The 16,119-nt window shown below is 63.3% G+C and carries 17 protein-coding genes and 1 riboswitch; of the genes, 12 read left to right on the forward strand and 5 right to left on the reverse strand.

Features of this window, described 5'->3' with window-relative positions:
* The first annotated feature begins 23 nt into the window (after positions 1-23).
* Genes BANT918_RS15690 through BANT918_RS17850 form a run of 3 tightly spaced genes read left to right on the forward strand, consistent with a single transcriptional unit; the run spans position 24 to position 1,404 of the window.
* On the forward strand, positions 24-545 hold the full coding sequence (locus tag BANT918_RS15690; RefSeq protein ID WP_101621106.1) for a hypothetical protein: 522 nt from the start codon (positions 24-26) through the stop codon (positions 543-545).
* On the forward strand, positions 542-1,066 hold the full coding sequence (locus tag BANT918_RS17845; protein WP_233430543.1) for a hypothetical protein: 525 nt from the start codon (positions 542-544) through the stop codon (positions 1,064-1,066). The genes BANT918_RS15690 and BANT918_RS17845 overlap by 4 nt, the downstream gene beginning before the upstream one ends.
* Complete coding sequence (locus BANT918_RS17850; RefSeq protein WP_233430544.1) at positions 1,066-1,404, forward strand: hypothetical protein; 339 nt, start codon at positions 1,066-1,068, stop codon at positions 1,402-1,404. Before BANT918_RS17845 ends, BANT918_RS17850 begins: the two co-directional genes overlap by 1 nt.
* Positions 1,405-1,422: 18 nt before the next feature.
* Here the strand turns inward: BANT918_RS17850 and BANT918_RS15700 are convergent, their stop codons facing one another.
* Positions 1,423-2,310, reverse strand: a complete 888-nt coding sequence (locus BANT918_RS15700; RefSeq protein WP_101621107.1) for a LysR family transcriptional regulator — start codon at positions 2,308-2,310, stop codon at positions 1,423-1,425.
* A 90-nt stretch (positions 2,311-2,400) separates the two neighbouring features.
* Here BANT918_RS15700 and BANT918_RS15705 point away from each other — a divergent pair, with 90 nt between their 5' ends.
* From BANT918_RS15705 to BANT918_RS15725, 4 genes are all read left to right on the forward strand, one after another.
* A complete protein-coding gene (locus tag BANT918_RS15705; RefSeq protein WP_101621108.1) occupies positions 2,401-3,345 on the forward strand; it encodes an EamA family transporter in 945 nt (314 codons plus the stop codon).
* 36 nt (positions 3,346-3,381) lie between these two features.
* Positions 3,382-4,689, forward strand: a complete 1,308-nt coding sequence (locus BANT918_RS15710) for a hypothetical protein (protein WP_145997001.1) — start codon at positions 3,382-3,384, stop codon at positions 4,687-4,689.
* A 202-nt stretch (positions 4,690-4,891) separates the two neighbouring features.
* Positions 4,892-6,079, forward strand: a complete 1,188-nt coding sequence (locus BANT918_RS15720) for a PLP-dependent aminotransferase family protein (RefSeq protein WP_101621111.1) — start codon at positions 4,892-4,894, stop codon at positions 6,077-6,079.
* Positions 6,080-6,177: 98 nt separating this feature from the next.
* The gene (locus tag BANT918_RS15725) at positions 6,178-7,143 is read left to right on the forward strand and encodes a DMT family transporter (protein WP_101621112.1); all 966 of its coding nucleotides are present in this window, start codon (positions 6,178-6,180) and stop codon (positions 7,141-7,143) included.
* Here BANT918_RS15725 and BANT918_RS15730 read toward each other — a convergent pair.
* Positions 7,115-8,593 (reverse strand): phytoene desaturase family protein, encoded by a 1,479-nt coding sequence (locus BANT918_RS15730; RefSeq protein ID WP_101621113.1) that lies wholly within the window; start codon positions 8,591-8,593, stop codon positions 7,115-7,117. The genes BANT918_RS15725 and BANT918_RS15730 overlap by 29 nt on opposite strands.
* Before the next feature lie 152 nt (positions 8,594-8,745).
* On the opposite strand from BANT918_RS15730, the gene BANT918_RS15735 reads away from it, so the two are divergent.
* Positions 8,746-8,997, forward strand: a complete 252-nt coding sequence (locus tag BANT918_RS15735) for a hypothetical protein (protein WP_101621114.1) — start codon at positions 8,746-8,748, stop codon at positions 8,995-8,997.
* A gap of 27 nt (positions 8,998-9,024) precedes the next feature.
* Here the strand turns inward: BANT918_RS15735 and BANT918_RS15740 are convergent, their stop codons facing one another.
* Entirely contained in the window at positions 9,025-9,720 is a 696-nt protein-coding gene (locus BANT918_RS15740) for a uridine kinase (RefSeq protein ID WP_233430545.1), read from the reverse strand.
* 12 nt (positions 9,721-9,732) lie between these two features.
* Positions 9,733-10,449, reverse strand: a complete 717-nt coding sequence (locus BANT918_RS15745; protein WP_233430546.1) for a TenA family protein — start codon at positions 10,447-10,449, stop codon at positions 9,733-9,735.
* Positions 10,446-10,551: riboswitch (TPP riboswitch) on the reverse strand. (Overlaps the previous gene by 4 nt.)
* A gap of 65 nt (positions 10,552-10,616) precedes the next feature.
* Here BANT918_RS15745 and BANT918_RS15750 point away from each other — a divergent pair.
* From BANT918_RS15750 to BANT918_RS15765, 4 genes are all read left to right on the forward strand, one after another.
* On the forward strand, positions 10,617-10,979 hold the full coding sequence (locus BANT918_RS15750) for a VOC family protein (protein WP_101621116.1): 363 nt from the start codon (positions 10,617-10,619) through the stop codon (positions 10,977-10,979).
* A 27-nt stretch (positions 10,980-11,006) separates the two neighbouring features.
* The gene (locus tag BANT918_RS15755; RefSeq protein ID WP_101621117.1) at positions 11,007-11,522 is read left to right on the forward strand and encodes a HutD family protein; all 516 of its coding nucleotides are present in this window, start codon (positions 11,007-11,009) and stop codon (positions 11,520-11,522) included.
* A 312-nt stretch (positions 11,523-11,834) separates the two neighbouring features.
* Entirely contained in the window at positions 11,835-13,094 is a 1,260-nt protein-coding gene (locus BANT918_RS15760) for a hypothetical protein (protein WP_145997002.1), read from the forward strand.
* 228 nt (positions 13,095-13,322) lie between these two features.
* On the forward strand, positions 13,323-14,810 hold the full coding sequence (locus BANT918_RS15765; protein ID WP_101621119.1) for a catalase: 1,488 nt from the start codon (positions 13,323-13,325) through the stop codon (positions 14,808-14,810).
* A gap of 313 nt (positions 14,811-15,123) precedes the next feature.
* On the opposite strand, the gene BANT918_RS15770 is transcribed toward BANT918_RS15765, so the two are convergent.
* A complete protein-coding gene (locus tag BANT918_RS15770; RefSeq protein WP_233430547.1) occupies positions 15,124-15,999 on the reverse strand; it encodes an amino acid permease in 876 nt (291 codons plus the stop codon).
* Positions 16,000-16,119: the final 120 nt, after the last annotated feature.

A 16,119-nucleotide genomic window follows, 5' to 3' on the forward strand; every position in this document is an offset into this window, starting at 1 on the left:
CGAGAGAATGAACCACACAGCGCATGGATGAGAAGAAGCGTCGACTTCTGACGAAGAGGAAACCGCCGTCGGAGTCTGCGGCCGAGTCTGCGACGAAGCCGAGGCCGATGACGACGTGGTCGATCGTCTGGCGCCTCACAGCGACCGCGATCGCGCTGATCGTCCTCACCTGCGGACAGTTCCTCAACACCAATGACTTCTTCCCGCTCGGCTCACTCACCCAGTACGCCACCGCCAAGGACCTCAACGGGACGGTGAATTCGACGTGCATCGAAGCACAGTTCCCCGGCGAGGACGAACCACGCAGGCTCGGTTTCAACACGGCGACAGTGGGAATCGAACGCGGTGACATCGAGTCTCAGCTCGACCGGGTCATCAGCCACCCCGAACTCCTGCAGACCCTGGCCGACTCCTTTGAGCGCCTCCATCCCGATGAGCCGAAACCGGAGGCGATGATCCTCTGCCGCACAGTGACCCAGTTGGACAACGGCCGCAGCGTCGGCGAACCCGAACACAAGATCCTGGCGACCTGGGAGGTGCAGTGAACAAGCCCACCACCGCCGAGGTGAAGGCCGGCAATCCGCTCATCGCCTGGTTCACGCCCCAGATCTCCCTGGCCCGGGTCGCGGTCTTCCGCGTCCTCATCTACCTCTTCGTCATCGTCGACGTGCTGACCATCTCCGCCGATGTCATCCCACACGGATGGACACCTGGCCTCTATCAGCCGCTGTGGTTGGCCAGATTCCTCCACATCCCTCCGGTCAGCGTCCTCGCCGCACAGATCCTGCTTGCCGCGATCATCGTCTTCTCCCTGATGGCAGCCGCTGGAATCCTCCAGCGCCTCAGCGGCTGGCTCGTCGCCATCACCTTCGGGCTGTGGATGTTCTACACGCAGGGCTACGGCTACGTCGCCCACGACCACATGGCACTCGTCGTCGCCGTCGTGGTGCTGCCGACGGTCGGTCTCGCACGATTCCAAGACTGGGAACCACCTCGGCGAAGGCAGGATGGGCATTGCGGGTCGTGCAGATCTCCGTCGTTCTCACCTACTTCTACTCTGTGGTGATGAAGTGGATCGCCTCGGGCAACATCACCCACTGGGCCAACGGAGCCGTGATCATCTGGGCGCTCATGCGCCGTGGTGCCGAATGGTCGAAGCCGTTCCTCGAGATGCCGGGCCTGCTCATCGCCGGGCAGTGGGCGACGTTGGTCTTCGAGTTCCTCTCGCCGATCGTACTGTTCCTCAAGGGCAGATGGCTCGATGGTGCCGTCATCGTCTTCATGCTCTTCCACCTCATGACCTATATCGCCCTGGGCATCCACTTCCTGCCGACGGTGATCTGCTGGGCGGCGTTCCTGCCCCTGGAGAAGCTGATCCCGAAGCGGTTCACCGCATCGGCGTGAGCAGTTCGCCGCGCCCCGCTAAGTGTCTTGGCGCAGGGCGTCGAGCACACGTTTGATCGCGGCGCGCTCGGCCGTATCGGGGGCCATGACCGCCACGACCCAACGCGTGGTCGCGACTCCGGTCAGCGGGACGAGTGTGACCCCGGCGTCCTCCGGGGTCGTGAAACGCGGCAGCAGGGCGACCTGGTGACTCGAGGCCACGATCGCCTCGATGAGTCGGTTGTCCCGGATGCGCTGAGTGACCTCGAGCTCACGTCCTGTGACGTGTTCGATCGAGGACATGATCGTGGCGAATGGGAACCCGTGGGGCACGCCGATCCACTGAGCAGCGACGAGGTCCTCAGGCGTCAGCTCGTTCCGGTGCGCCAGCGGATGGGAGTCAGCCACGGCCACGTCGATGCGTTCCCTGGCCAATGATTCGACCCTCAGCCCTTCGGTCCCGGTCGGTCGTTCGGAGATCAGGCTGTGGGCGATGGCGATGTCGACGTCGGAGGTCAGGCCCCCGAATTCGTGCTCGGCCAGATCCATGTCGACGGTGCGCAGGATGATCTTCGGGCTCGTCTCCCGCAGCTGTCGCAGCGCAGAGGGCACAAGGTAGGTCAGCGCACTGGGCAGCCCGGCAATCCGAACCTCTCCGGAGGGATCGCCGAGGTAGTCCTCCCAATCGGCTTGCACGCGGGCAAGCGCTGAGGCCACGTCCTTGCCTCCTGCGGCCAGCAGCCTGCCTGCCGTGGTCAGCTTCAGTCCGCGGCCCTCGGGTTCGACGAGAGTTCGGTCGAGTTCCCGGGTGGCCTGTTTGAGCTGCTGTGATATTGCCGAGGGCGTGCGATACGTCGCCTGGGCCACGGCGGTGACGCTGCCGAGTTCGTCGAGCCGGCGCAGCAGCTCTAGATGCCTGGGGTCCATGGGCCAATGCTACAAGAATGAAGCCTGGCTACAAGGTATGTGTAGAATATTTCGATTGTGTTAAGTGTTTGGCGACTCGAGAATAGAGGCATGTCATTCAAACACTGCCTGCTCGCCGCCTCGGTGGCTGTGATGTGGGGACTGAACTTCCTGGCGATCGATTTCTCGCTCGAACAGTTCCCACCCTTCTTCCTCGTCGCCCTGCGCTTCGCCGTGCTGGCTCTTCCGGCTCTGCTCTTCGTGCCGAAACCGGACGTGAAGTTCCGCTGGATCGTGGGCTACGGGCTCGGGTTCGGGCTCCTGCAGTTTCTGTTCCTCTACTGGGCGATGGCGGCAGGGATGCCTGCAGGTCTGGCCTCACTTGTGCTCCAGGCTTCGGGGCCGTTCACGGTGCTCTTGGGCATGACGTTCCTGCGCGAGCGGGTCCGCGGATCACAGATGGCATTCCTGCTCGTTGCCATGGCCGGACTCGGCGTCGTGGGCTGGCAGAGGCTGGATTCGAGCGCGAGCCTCCTGCCGTTCCTGCTCACTCTCGCCGGTGCCTTCGGGTGGGCGATCGGCAACATCTGCAACCGTCAGGCCCACTCGGTCGAGCCGGTGAAGTTCACGATGTGGATGTCGGTGGTTCCACCAGTGCCGATGCTCCTTCTCGCCCTCATTGTCAAGGGGCCGGCCACGATCGGCCACTCACTGACGACGCTGCTGACCCCGACCGGCTGGCTGAGCCTCGCCGGCCTCGCCTACACAGTCGTCATCGCCACGATCCTCGGCTCGGGCATCTGGTCGTGGCTGATGTCGCGCAACCCCGCTGGAGTGGTCGCCCCATTCTCAATGCTCGTGCCCATCGTCGGAATGAGTGCGGCCTGGTTTGTCCTCGGCGAGACGGTGTCTCTGGGGGAGATGTGCGGAGCCGTCCTCGTCATCATCGGCGTCCTCGGAGCAGGCATGCGCGCTGCGAAGGGGCCGAAGATCCTCGCCGAGGTGGTGCCCACAGACGTCGAAGACGTGGCCGACGTCCCCGCGGGGACGTCCTGACGGTGCTGCCCCCGACACCGAACTAGTGTTGTGCCCATGACTACGTCGCATCACCGCCCGCTCACTGCTGAGGATCTCTTGGCGTCCCCACGGGGACGCTCGCTCGTATTCGGACTGGCCCTGAGCGGGAGTGAGGACGAATTCGATGACGAAGGCCAGCCCCTCACAGCGTCGGCGCGTGCCTTGGACGAGTTTCGCAGCGCTGTCTTCATCGCCGGCCATCTTGCCGACAAAGCGCAGGGGGCCGCGGTGGCGATGTACCTCGGTGAAAGTGACTCGGAACCGGCACCCGGTGCCGTGACGGCCGGCGACGTCGCCGAGAAGCTGCGATTCGTCACACCGTCTAAACCGAGCCAGGCCGAGCTCGAGCACGCGATGGCCGAAGTGATCGGAGGCGCCATGTACTGGCAGCCTCCGCACGGGGCCGATCATATCGCCGCTGGACCCGAGGTGCGTGAGGCCCTGCGACCCTTCGCAGAGGTGCTCATCGGCACCGGTCTGCTCGACGCGTGGTCCCGCCCATTCGACATGGAGAACCAATGGGCGCTGGCCTGGGACGATGAGGAACATCGCGGCGGTCTGCCGGCGATTTTCACGCACCCGACAGGTCCTGTCGACCAAGCAGAGAGCCGGCCCGCGATCTCCCTCGCCGATCTCTTCCCACCTGCGGACGGGGACGGGGCCCAACTGCCATGGGGCCTCGATGAGTGGCTCGGCCACATCCTCACCACGGAAACCGAGTACCGTCACGACTTGGTCAAAGACCCCAATGACGAGCTCAGCGGCGAATGGTGGTCGACCCCGCCCGATGGGCTCTGGACCTCAACATCAACCTGGCCGGACCAGACCCCGATCGGGGTCGAACTCGTCGAAGACGATTTCGGTCTCGAACGCGCCCGGGCCTGCCGCCTGCGACTGCGCCCGGAGGCCCGTATCGCTGAGATCTGCTGCCCCGAGGACTGGGCGCAGCTGTGTCGGCGCTTTCCGCTCGACGTCACTGCTCAGCGCCGTTATGTGTGGTCAGAGACGACCGGGCGCAAGGGCCAGTGGGTGATTCCCGACTGGTCACGAGTGGGCGAGGAATTCGACGGGGTACACGTGAGCTTGGCCGGTTATCTGCGCACCGCAGGCTCCGTCGTGGAAGTCGGCGATCACAGCCTCGTGGAAACTTCACCGTCCCTGCCCACGATCGGGAACACCGATGACGCCACCGCGAGCCTCATGGCGGGTTGGCACCCGGATATGACGTTCTGGCTGAATGACGTCGTCGACACTGTCACCGAGGTGGTCGAGTGGGTCTACGACAACGATGCAGATGCGTGGCAGCGGACACCGACACAGTGAAGGCGGCGAGCAGAAACGTCCCCGCGGGGACGCGTCGAACGATGATCTGAGCGCTGTGAATATCGACTCCGGCGGTGCTCCACGGACACCGCACCCGGGCACCATGATTCGGCTGTATGCTCAGCGGATCACCGGTGGTGTCCGCACCGTCAGCACCTGTCATGTCGCCAGTGCTCATGGCTGAGTCTTCAAAGGAGAAACAGTGTCATCGAAGTTCGCCGATCGCATTGCTCGCGTCCAGCCGTCTGCCATCCGTGAGCTGCTCAAATACGGCGACGATCCGTCCGTCACCTCCTTCGGCGGTGGGTACCCGGATGCATCACTATTCCCGGCAGTCGAGCTTCAGCGGATCTACACCGAGGTCCTGACTACGGACAGTGCAACCGCTCTGCAGTACACCGCCTCGGCGGGGCTGCCAGGTCTGCGCGCGCAGATCGCCACACGCATGTCGGCTGCGGGTGCGGCGACGGATGCCGATGATGTTCTCATCCTTCATGGCGCCCAGCAGGGGCTCGATCTGGTGGCAAAACTGCTCATCAACCCGGGCGATGTCATCGTGACGGAGAATCCGACCTTCCTCGGTGCCCTCATCGCGTTCAACCCCTGCCAACCCGAGTACGCGGCCGTCGAGATGGACTCCGACGGCATGGATGTCGACGCCCTCGAAGCAACGCTGCGGGGGACAGATAACGTCAAGTTCATCTACGTCATCCCCGACTTCCAGAACCCGACCGGTGTCAGCCTCAGCCTCGAGCGCCGCAAGCGCATCATCGAATTGGCCAACGAATTCGATGTGCTCATCCTCGAGGACTCGCCCTACCGCGAGCTGCGCTTCGAAGGCGAAGCACAGCCCACCCTGGCCTCACTGGACACCGAGGACCGGGTCATCCACCTCGGCAGCTTCTCGAAGATCCTCGCTCCTGGAGTGCGCCTGGGATGGGTGAGTGCGGCACCGGAGATCCTCGACAAGCTCAGCCTGCTCAAGCTCGCCGCCGACACTCAGTCGTCCACCCTGAATATGACTGCGGTGACGCGGTTCCTAGAGACCTACGACATCGACGCCCACATTTCGGCGATGCGTGGCGTCTACCGTGCCAAACGTGACCTCATGCTCTCGACCATGGCCGAGCATTTCCCCGCCGAGGTGGCCGTGACCAAACCCGAAGGCGGACTCTTCACCTGGGTGCCCTTCCCCGAAGGCTTCGACGCGACCGTCTTCATGGCCGATCATGCTCTGCCCGAAGCGCGGGTTGCCTACGTGCCCGGGGTATCATTCTTCCCGACCGAGCAGCGCAGCAACTTCGCCCGGTTCAGCTACTCGGGCCAGTCGGATGAGGAGATGGTCGATGCCCTGACCCGGTTGGGCGCGATCCTCAACGAGCACATCTGAACGAGAATCACATCTGATCGTCACCGCGGTGGCCTGAGGCTGCGGCGACATGACCCGGAGGTGGTGCCAAATCGGACCCGCGGGCTTACGGTCAACATATGACCGTCGCACCCAGGGTCGCTCCGGAGCCGAACCCATCGACCGCGCTCGCCGCGACGGCTGTGCTTGCCGGTGCTCTGTGCCTGTCGATCTCGGCGATCCTGGTCAAACTTGCAGGCGTGGATGCGGCGACGACGGCCGTGCTGCGGTGCGCGATCGCCGTCATCGCCCTCGTGCCCCTGGCTCTGTTTGAGCGCCGACGCCGAGGCGGGCTCTCCCGGGCGGGGGTCCTCTGGGCGATCGCGGCCGGGGTGGCACTGGGCATCGACTACATTGCGTGGACGGCCTCGATCTACCTCGTGGGTGCTGGCGTTGCGACCGTGCTCGTCAACGTTCAGGTCATCGTGCTTCCCCTGCTGGCGCTGGTCATCGACCGTGAGCGTGTGAGCGCACGTTTCCTCATCTCCCTGCCGCTGATGCTCATCGGCGTCGGCCTGGTGGGCGGGATCGTGTCTCTCGCCGAGGTTGGCGAGAACGCCGTTCTCGGCACCGGTCTGGCCCTCATCGCCGGGATCGGATACGGGGTGTACATGTTTCTCACCCGCCGGGGAACAAGACGTAAGGCCGAGGGAACAATTCAGCCTCTGGCCTGGGCGACCGCCTCGGCGGCGGTGACCGCGGCAATCATCGCCCAGTTCACCGGCGGCATCGGCTTCACCGGGATCGGTCCGAGCTCGTGGATGTACCTGATCGCGTTGGCCCTGCTGGGGCAGGTGGTGGCGTGGCTGCTCATCAACAGGGGAAGCGTCCGATTGGTGCCGTCGATGACAGCGAGTCTGCTGCTCATCCAACCCGTGCTCGCCCTCGTGCTCGCTGCATTGATCCTCGGGGAGACGCTCACCGTGGGACAGGCGCTGGGGGCAGGCCTCGTTGTCGTGGCGGTGGCCGTAGCCAACGGAGTGTGGCAGATGCGTTCGCGCCGGCGCCGACAGGTTCTCAGGGGGCCAGACTCGGCGCCTCGGTGATGCCGAACTGCGTCTTCAGCGCCCGCCGGGCTGCGAACCAGCCGTTCATGCCGTGCACGCCGGGCGCCGGTGGGGTCGCGGCCGAACACAGGTAGGCACCGGGGACGCCGAGGCCGTAGTTGTCCCAGCTGGCCCGCGGCCTGGCCAGCATCCGGTAGAAGGAGACGAGTCCGGTGGCGATGTCGCCGCCGATGAGGTTCTGGTTGTGTCCGGCCATCTCCGAAGCGGGGATCGAGTTGTAGGACACGATGGTGTCGCGGAAGCCGGGGGCGAAGCGCTCGATCTGTTCGATGATGTATTCGGTCGGATCGAGCGGACAGTCGAAGGGCACATGAGCGTAGGTCCACAGTGGGCGCAATCCGTTGACCTCACGCGAGGGATCGAACACGGTCGGGTCGGAGACCAGGCAGACCGGGTGGGCCGGCATGCGTCCGGCAAGGACATCCGCCTCGGCGGCGGCCATCTGCGTCCGGGTTCCGCCGACGTGGATGGTGCCGGCACGGTTGATGTTGGGATCAGCCCAGGGCACAGGCCCGTTGAGGACGAAGTCGACCTTGGCCGCGGCATTGCCCTGTTTGAAGCTGCGCAGCGACTTGTCGACGCGGGCCGGGATGAGGCCGGAGAAGATCTGTGTGGCATTCAGCGCCGAGGTGTCGAGCAGGTATGCGCGGGCTGAGGGCATATCGGAGACGTGATCGATGCGCGCATTCGTGGTCACCGACCCTCCGTGGGCCTCGAGGTCGGCGACCATGGCGTCGATGATCGCCTGCGAACCACCGACAGGTGACGGCCAGCCACCGGCGTGGGCGACGGTTGCGAGCATGGTGGCCGTAGCTGCCGTGCCCATGCTCGGCAGCCCACCGATCGCGTGTGCGGCGACGCCGGTGAACAGGGACTGGGACGTCTCATGTGAGAGCGGAATGTTCCACGCCGGGCTCGCCTGGGACAGCAGGCGCATCCCGAACTTCACCACATTCGCGATACCGGGGACATCGCGCAGGGTCTCCGGGATTGATCGTTTGTCGCCCAGGGACAACCAGATCGCATCATCGACGCGTTCGAGGAGCGGGGCGAAGAAGCGTCGCCACTCTGGCCCGGCCGCGCCGAGGTGGTCGACCGTTGCCTCGAGATCATGGAATGCCAGCGCGGCTGGCTGATCGTCGAGGGGTTGGGCATAGGAGACTTCCGGGGTGGTGAACTCAAGGCCCCGGGAACGCAGATCGAAGTCGACGAAGAAGGGGCTCGAGATCGCCAGCGGGTGCACGGCCGAGCAGATGTCATGAGTGATCCCGGGTGCCAGCCCGAGATCGAGGGTGCGGGCGCCACCACCGACGGTGGATTGGGCCTCGAAGACCTGGACCGAGAGACCGGCCCGAGCCATGGTCACCGCTGCGGCCAGGCCGTTGGGTCCGGAACCGACGACAACGACATCTACCTGGGGATTGCTCATGGACTCAGTCTAGGTGCAGAGGAGACAGCCCTCTCATACATCGAACATCCCAGCTGCCCCCATGGCATGCCAAGCTTTCAGGCGTAGCCTCAAAGCACATCGCAAGTGGCGCAGACGGCGTCTACAGTGATCAGGATCGAAGGTGATCGGCGATGAGTACATCGAACGTCCGTGAGCGTCCGGGGACACTGCCGGCTCGACTGGTGAAGACAGCCGGGCTCTTCCTCGCCATCAGCATGGTGACATTCGCTGCGGTGAATATCCTGGCGAACATGTTCCAACACCCATTCATCATGATCGTCGAAGCGGTGGTCGTCGGTGTGCCGTTCCTCGTCGCAGTCGGCTGCGCCGTTGGTGCGGTCGTCGCGAAGATCGTCCAGCACAATCAACATGCGCCTGTGTGAGGCAGGTCGTGTGCCGTCGACCTCTTTCTAGTTCTCGGACACTGAGTTAATGGCGGCCTCCTTGGGAGGGGGCCGCAAAGTGGGGTGTGCCAGATCTTCGTTGTCGAGAACCCACGTCGCAGTCTCCCACGGCGAGCATTGCGCGAAATAGAGCCGCTGTCCGCCGACATAGCGATGATTGGATTCCGCCTCGGGGTCAGGATCGTACTGCCCGGGGAAGCGTTCGTTCCCGCGCGGAACAGAGACTGCGAAAGGTACCTGCACCCAGATGCTGGCGTCCCACACCTCGCGGAGTTCTGGCCGATGGAGAAAGATGCCATCCACGAGGAGGACGCAGTCCTGTGACAATTCGAGACTGGAATGTGCGCCCTCGACACTGGCATCGGCAACAACATCCCAGACGGCTGGAACAACCGGCAGTCCCTGCTTGAACGCAGTCACAACAGACCGCTTGAACGCCGTGTAGTCGTAGGAGTCACGGTACAATGACTCAGGTCCACGTCCCTGCGCGTACCGAACCGAACGTGGGTGGTGAAATCCGTCGATGCTCAGTGACGCAACGGGCCGGAGTCCGTCCTGGGCCGCCAGCTGGACAAGTTCTTCGGCGAGAACGGATTTGCCCGCACCGTCGAGCCCGTCGATGGCAATGAGGCCCCGCCCGCCAGAGTTGATCTCGCGGATCTGTGCAAGCAACTGTTGCAGAACCGAACGGCGGGTGCTCACCAGGTGCCATCCTCAGCCGGACACATACGCTTCATCGAAGAACGCGAACTCCACGCCGACTGTCGTCCGCCAGAGGTGAGTCAACCGGTCCCTGACCGCGGCGGATTCAGCATCGTCGCCGATGGGAAAGACCCTCTCGAGTTCGTCGACGAGGAACTGCACCCATGCCCGGAAGTCCTCACCACGGTGCAGGTCGATCCACCCCGCGTGGACGTGACGATGGGGCATCGGGTCCTCGCGTTCGCCCCAATCGAGGTAGAGCCATTCGGCGATGACGAGTACGACGAGCAGGTCCGGGTAAGAGGCAGAAGCGACCGCTTCGTCCATGAGATCCCGGAACCTCGCGGTCGCGGCGGTCAGTTCCGGGGCGTCGTATTCGGCTTCCGGGACACCCACCTCGGCGAACGCCGTGACGAAATACGAATCCTCGTCTGCTTCGAGGATTCCGAGCTGTTTGGAAAACCGGAGTTTGGGGCCGATGTCATCGGTGTGGGCGACGCAGGCTCCGAGCATCGACAGGAACGATTCGAAGAACTGATAGTCCTGAATCAGGTACTTCTTCATCACAGAATCGTCGACGGTCCCGGCGAACAGTTCCGTGACGAACCTGTGCCCGACCGCGGCATCCCAGGTCGCGGCGGTCTCCGCTCGCAAGGCTGCTGCCGGCCCGTCTGGACTCAGGCGAATACTGGTATTGGCCTGCTGTTTCGTGTGGACATCGTTCATCATTGTCTCTTCTCACTTCCTCCGCCGGCGCTTACCGGATCAGGTTCGAAGGGTCTGCTTGCGCACTCTCAGCGCCGTTGTCGCGGCGCTCCCCTGTGGTGCTTCGAGACTAGCACCAGCCCAGCACCTGAGCTCTTCACCGTGTCATCGGCGGCGCGTAGACTTCTCATATGGCAATCGCAAAGCAGCCCGTCGTCGTTCTCGACGCTCCTGACGCACGCGAACTCGCGGAGTTCTACGGCAAACTCCTCGACTGGCAGGTCAGAGTCGATGACGACGGCACCTGGGCAGAGATCACATCCGATTCCTGGCCGCCGATCTGCTTCCAACAGGTCGAGGATTACCATGCACCCAGCTGGCCGGGCCAGGCCCACCCGCAGCAGATGCACCTCGACGTCGTCGTCGATGACCTTGATGTCGCCGAGGCGGCCGTGGTTGAACTCGGTGCAGGAAAGGCAGCCGAACAGCCGGGTGAGAGCTTCCGTGTCTTCCTGGATCCGGCAGGTCACCCGTTCTGCATCGTTCTGAACTGAGCTTCTGACCGGGGATACAGTGATCACATGCACGTGATCGCCTCCTTCGACGACCTTCAACCGGTTCCGTGGGCCAACGGTGCGGGGGAGACGACCGAGCTCGTCTCACTCACAGATTCCCAGGCACTGACCCCGAGCCTTCGGCGGTGGCGCCTGAGCATCGCGCGTCTGGACCGCCCGGCTGTGTTCTCCCCGTTGCCGGGCCTGGCGCGCACGTTTCTTCCCATCGGCGGCGAGGTTGGCCTTGAGATCGATGGACAGCTGCACTTCGTCGCCCAAGACGAACCCCAGAGGTTCCGTGGGGAACAGAACGTCTCGCTCGTCGAACTGGGCTCTCCGTGCTTCGCGCTCAACCTCATGGTCGAGATCGATGACGGGGCCAGCACAGGTCCACGTGAGCTGGAGATGTCGACTCGGTTCACCGGCTCCGGGCTGTTTGCGGTGACGTTGGATTCGGGTCCCGGACAACCGAGATTCCAGTTGCTGGAACTCGAGAAATCGGATGTACTTCCGGACCACCTCGGCATGGCCATTCTGCACTGAGGCAGGGGCCGTCCCAGGCGCCGAATCCGGACCTGCCAATATCCTGCGAAGCGCTTGTCCCGTGCGTCACATGAAACGACATCATCGCAGGTCAGCCAGCATGGGGATGCTGCCTGCTCACAGCGTTGTCCCAGCTTCTGAGGGGGTGGGTCAGGAACTCCGTAAACCCACGGCCGATACTGGACTCAGGGACCAGTCATCGGAGGAACTTTGGGGTCGAATCAGAATGAGTCAGGCAGGCTGAACGGGCAGGACGGCGCAGCGTCCGGTCACGACAGATCAGCATCACGAGACGGCGACTTTGAAACGATCGTGCAGGCGTCTCAGACCCTGCCTCTGATCACCGAAGAACTCGCAGCCACACACGCAGCCGCACACATCAGTAACACCCAGTCGACGCCGCCGACGACCCCGCATGTGACGACACCGGTGATGCCGCCGAATCCGATCCGACGCGAAGAATCGCAGAGGTCGGCGACTCGGATGCTGCAGGCGAACACGACGGTGGTGAACGACACTGCTGATCTCGGTGAATCGGCACCGCTGGACACCGAAACGAATGACAAAGCCGAGAAGAAGACGAAGAGCGAAAGCAGGGTCTCCGCGACTCAGCTCCTCGCCGGTGCCGCAGCCGCAGCCACCTCTTCGGTCATCGGCGGACAACTGGGTGTCGCCGGAACGGTCGTCGGTGCAGGGGTCGCGAGCATCATCACCGGACTCGCGGTGACGCTCTATACCAGCAGCCTGGACAAGGGCAAAGAGAAGATCAAAGAAGTCGGCACAAAGCTCGCTCCGGCCGTAAAAGCGAAGTCACTCGATGCCAAAACGCAGCGATCCGCCGCGGCTGAAGCGTTCCAAGCGACAGGACCTTCCCGGGTCACTGGAACCTTCGGGAGCCTGAGCGGCGAGGCAGCTGAAGGCACGACCCCCGATGCCGCGTCATCCGCCGACACCGAGGGATCCAGCGACGAACCCAAATCGTGGTGGCAGAAGCTGCGCCGCAAACGAGTCCTCTACCCGGTGGCTATCGGGGTGGCGACATTCGGAATCGGCCTGGGTGCCGTGGTCATGGCCGAATCATTCACCGATGCCGACATCTCGCCCGGGACCTCGCAGATCTCACGATCCGTGTCGGGAAATTCCGGCACCGGGGATGACTCCGGAAGCTCACAAGACGGTGGCGGCACTTCCGAATCCGGCTCCTCCGGGGCAGATTCCCAACCCGGCCAGAACCCGAATCAGGGAAGCGGAAACGAGGGTTCGACGACGAGCGAAGGGCAGTCCACCTCGGCGAACGAAGGCAGCTCGACGGCCTCCTCGACTGCCGATCAGACGGGGACTGACCAAGGCACTGATGCCAGCTCATCTGCAGCCACCGGTGACGATACTGCCGGAACCGGCAGCGATTCGAGCGGATCCAGCAGTGCAGGAGCGGATGCCTCGGGCGGGGGAGCAACGTCCTCGGGTGGAAGTTCAGGTTCCGGCTCGCAGGGCAGCGCGGGAAGCTCTGACTCCGGAAGCTCCGGCTCGAGCTCGGCAGGCGGTTCAAGTGCCGCGACAGCCGAAGGATGAGGGGCCGGAATATTGAGGAGGGTGGCCTTGCTTGTACCAGATAAGGAACCTGGTTAGCGTGAAAATCGGTTGCGACAGTCTTCTGCACGCTGCCAGGAACTCGATATCACGGGAGCCGTGATCGGCCCTCCGCCTCATCGGACGCAGACGAGCAATGTTCGTCCTATGATGGATGAAGTGGACCGGGAAGAATGACTCCCCGTCGCTCAATCGGTTGAAGGAGAAGCAATGACGAAACACGCTGATCATGAACACCCAGGATTCGACGGCACGAAGCCCTCGACGACCGAGGCAGGTAAGCCGCGAGAGTCCGACGCGCATTCGCTGAGCGTCGGAGCAGATGGCCCCCTCCTCCTCCACGACGTTGAACTCGTCGAGAAGCTGGCTCGGTTCGACCGCGAACGCGTTCCCGAGCGCAGCCCCCACGCCAAGGGCTCCGGTGCCTTCGGTGAACTGGAGATCACTGCAGACGTCTCCGCCTACACCCGGGCGAAGTTCCTGCAGAAGGGCACCAAGACCCCGATGCTCGCACGGTTCTCCACCGTCGCCGGTGAGCTGGGCTCACCTGATTCCTGGCGTGACGTGCGTGGATTCGCGCTCAAGTTCTACACCGAAGACGGAAACTTCGACATGGTGGGCAACAACACCCCCGTGTTCTTCGTCCGTGATCCCATGAAGTTCCCCGACTTCATCCACTCGCAGAAGCGCACCCCTGATTCAGGCCTGCGCAGCAACAACATGCAGTGGGACTTCTGGTCGCTCTCGCCCGAATCGGCACACCAGGTCACCTACCTCATGGGACCGCGTGGTCTGCCCAAGACCTGGCGGAACATGAACGGATACTCCTCACACACCTACATGTGGGCCAATGACGCCGGCGAACGCTTCTGGGTCCAGTACCACTTCCACACCGATCAGGGTGTGGAGAACATGACGAACGAGGAAGCCGGCCAGCTCGCAGGCGAGGACGGAGACGTCCACCGTCGCGACCTGTTCGACGCGATCGAGCGCGGCGACTACCCGTCCTGGACCGTCAGCGTCCAGATCATGCCCTACGAAGAGGCCAAGACCTACCGCTTCAACCCCTTCGACCTCACCAAGACCTGGTCGAAGAAGGACTACCCGCTCATGGAGATCGGGAAGTTCACGCTCAACAAGAACCCGTCGAACCATTTCGCCCAGATCGAGCAGGCTGCATTCAGCCCCTCGAACACCGTGCCGGGCACCGGAATCTCGCCCGACAAGATGCTCATGGGCCGCGTATTCTCCTACCCAGACGCACAGCGGAACCGCATCGGCACGAACTTCAACCAGCTGCCGGTCAACGCACCCGTTACGAAGACCAATTCCTATGACAAGGAAGGTCAGATGGAGTACCACCACTCAGGTGATGCTCCGAACTATGCACCCAACTCCTACGGCCGTCCGTACCAGGCCGCGGAGACTCCGGTTGAGGCACGGTGGGAATCCGATGGTGAGCTCGTTCGCAGCGCCGCCACGCTCCACGCGGAGGACGATGACTTCGGCCAGGCACACACTCTGATTCGCGAGGTCTACTCTGAAGAGGAGCGCCAGGGCCTCATCGAAACCGTCGTCGGTGCATTGAAGGACGGCGTGGAAGAGCCCGTGCTCTCCAACGTCTTCCAGTACTGGCGCAACATCGATGACGAGGTCGGCCGCGCAATCGAGGACAAGTACAAGTCCGAGACAGCGTGATCCGGAAGTCGGAGTGAGTCGGGTGGTGTGAGCATCGGTGCGAAGCTGATGCCCTCACCCGGCCGCTAGCGGCCAGACATGTTGACGACCCGGGTGCCTCAAGTTGAGGCACCCGGGTCGTTTTCGTCTGCGGCTCCAGCTACGGTGGGCGGCCGGAGTGCGCGCTGTGTCTCCCGCCAGCGGGCGGAGAGAGCGCTCATCTGGCTAGGTCTCCTTGCGTCGATCAACGCTGAGGTCGAAAAAGTCGTCACTGGCGCCGACAATTTCGAACTCAGCATTGATTGAGAGCCGACCAGCTGTGGGCCAGGACCGTTTAGTCATCGATCTCGTCGAGGAGCTTCTTCTCGTCGGTGGCCAGCTGCTCCTTGTCGAGGTGCTGCATGAAGTGCTTCTTGCCTCGGGCGTACCAGAGCACGATGCTGAGGACGAGGACTGCGAGCACAGCGATGGGTGAGTAGTTGAAGGTCGAGATCGTGATCGGCAGCGTGGGCGGCAACACGAACAGAATGCAGATGAAGATCACCCAGACGACAGCGATCCACCCGATGACTGCGCTCCAGCGCCCCAGATGCCACGGACCAGGCTTGAACTTATCCCCCTTGAGCCGGCGCAGCAGCACCGGAGCGACATAGGCGATGTAGAGCCCGATCACCGCCACGCTGGTGACCGCCAGATAGGCGGTCTCATTGAACAGTGCGGGCACGGTGAGGATCGAGGACAGCACGATGCACAGCCAGATCGAGTTCGTGGGTGTGCCGGTGCGTGGATTGACCTTCTTCCAGTGCTTGGAGCCGGGGATCGCATCATCGCGGGAGAATGCGTAGCTCATCCGCGAGTTCGCCGTCACCGACGCCATGCCGCAGAAGAACTGAGCGCCGCAGACGATGAAGAGCAGGAACTTCGCCATCGTCGGGTTGTTCAGGGCGTCGAGGAAGACCTGTGCCGGCGGCAGGCCCGTTGCCGTGGCATTGAGCGTGGTCAGTCCAGCCTCGGAACCGTCCTGGATCGCTGCCGTGATCGAATACAGCAGGATCCAACCACCGATGATCGAGATGACCACGCTCATGACGATGCCCTTGGGTGCGGCGGTCGAAGCGTTCTTGGTCTCCTCGGCCACGTGTGCCGAGGCATCGTAGCCGGTGTACGTGTACTGGGCCATGAGCAGACCCATGAGGAAGATGTCAAGCACCGGGTTTCATAGAGGCTGTTTTTCCTGGTTTTCTATGCAGCTACGCTCGCGGTCGCACCCTGGTTGGTCCACTCAGCTTGGACCTCGAACGGAGGTCGATATCCGATCGCCGAATGCAGT

Source organism: Brevibacterium antiquum CNRZ 918 (assembly GCF_900169145.1).
GTDB lineage: Bacteria > Actinomycetota > Actinomycetes > Actinomycetales > Brevibacteriaceae > Brevibacterium > Brevibacterium koreense.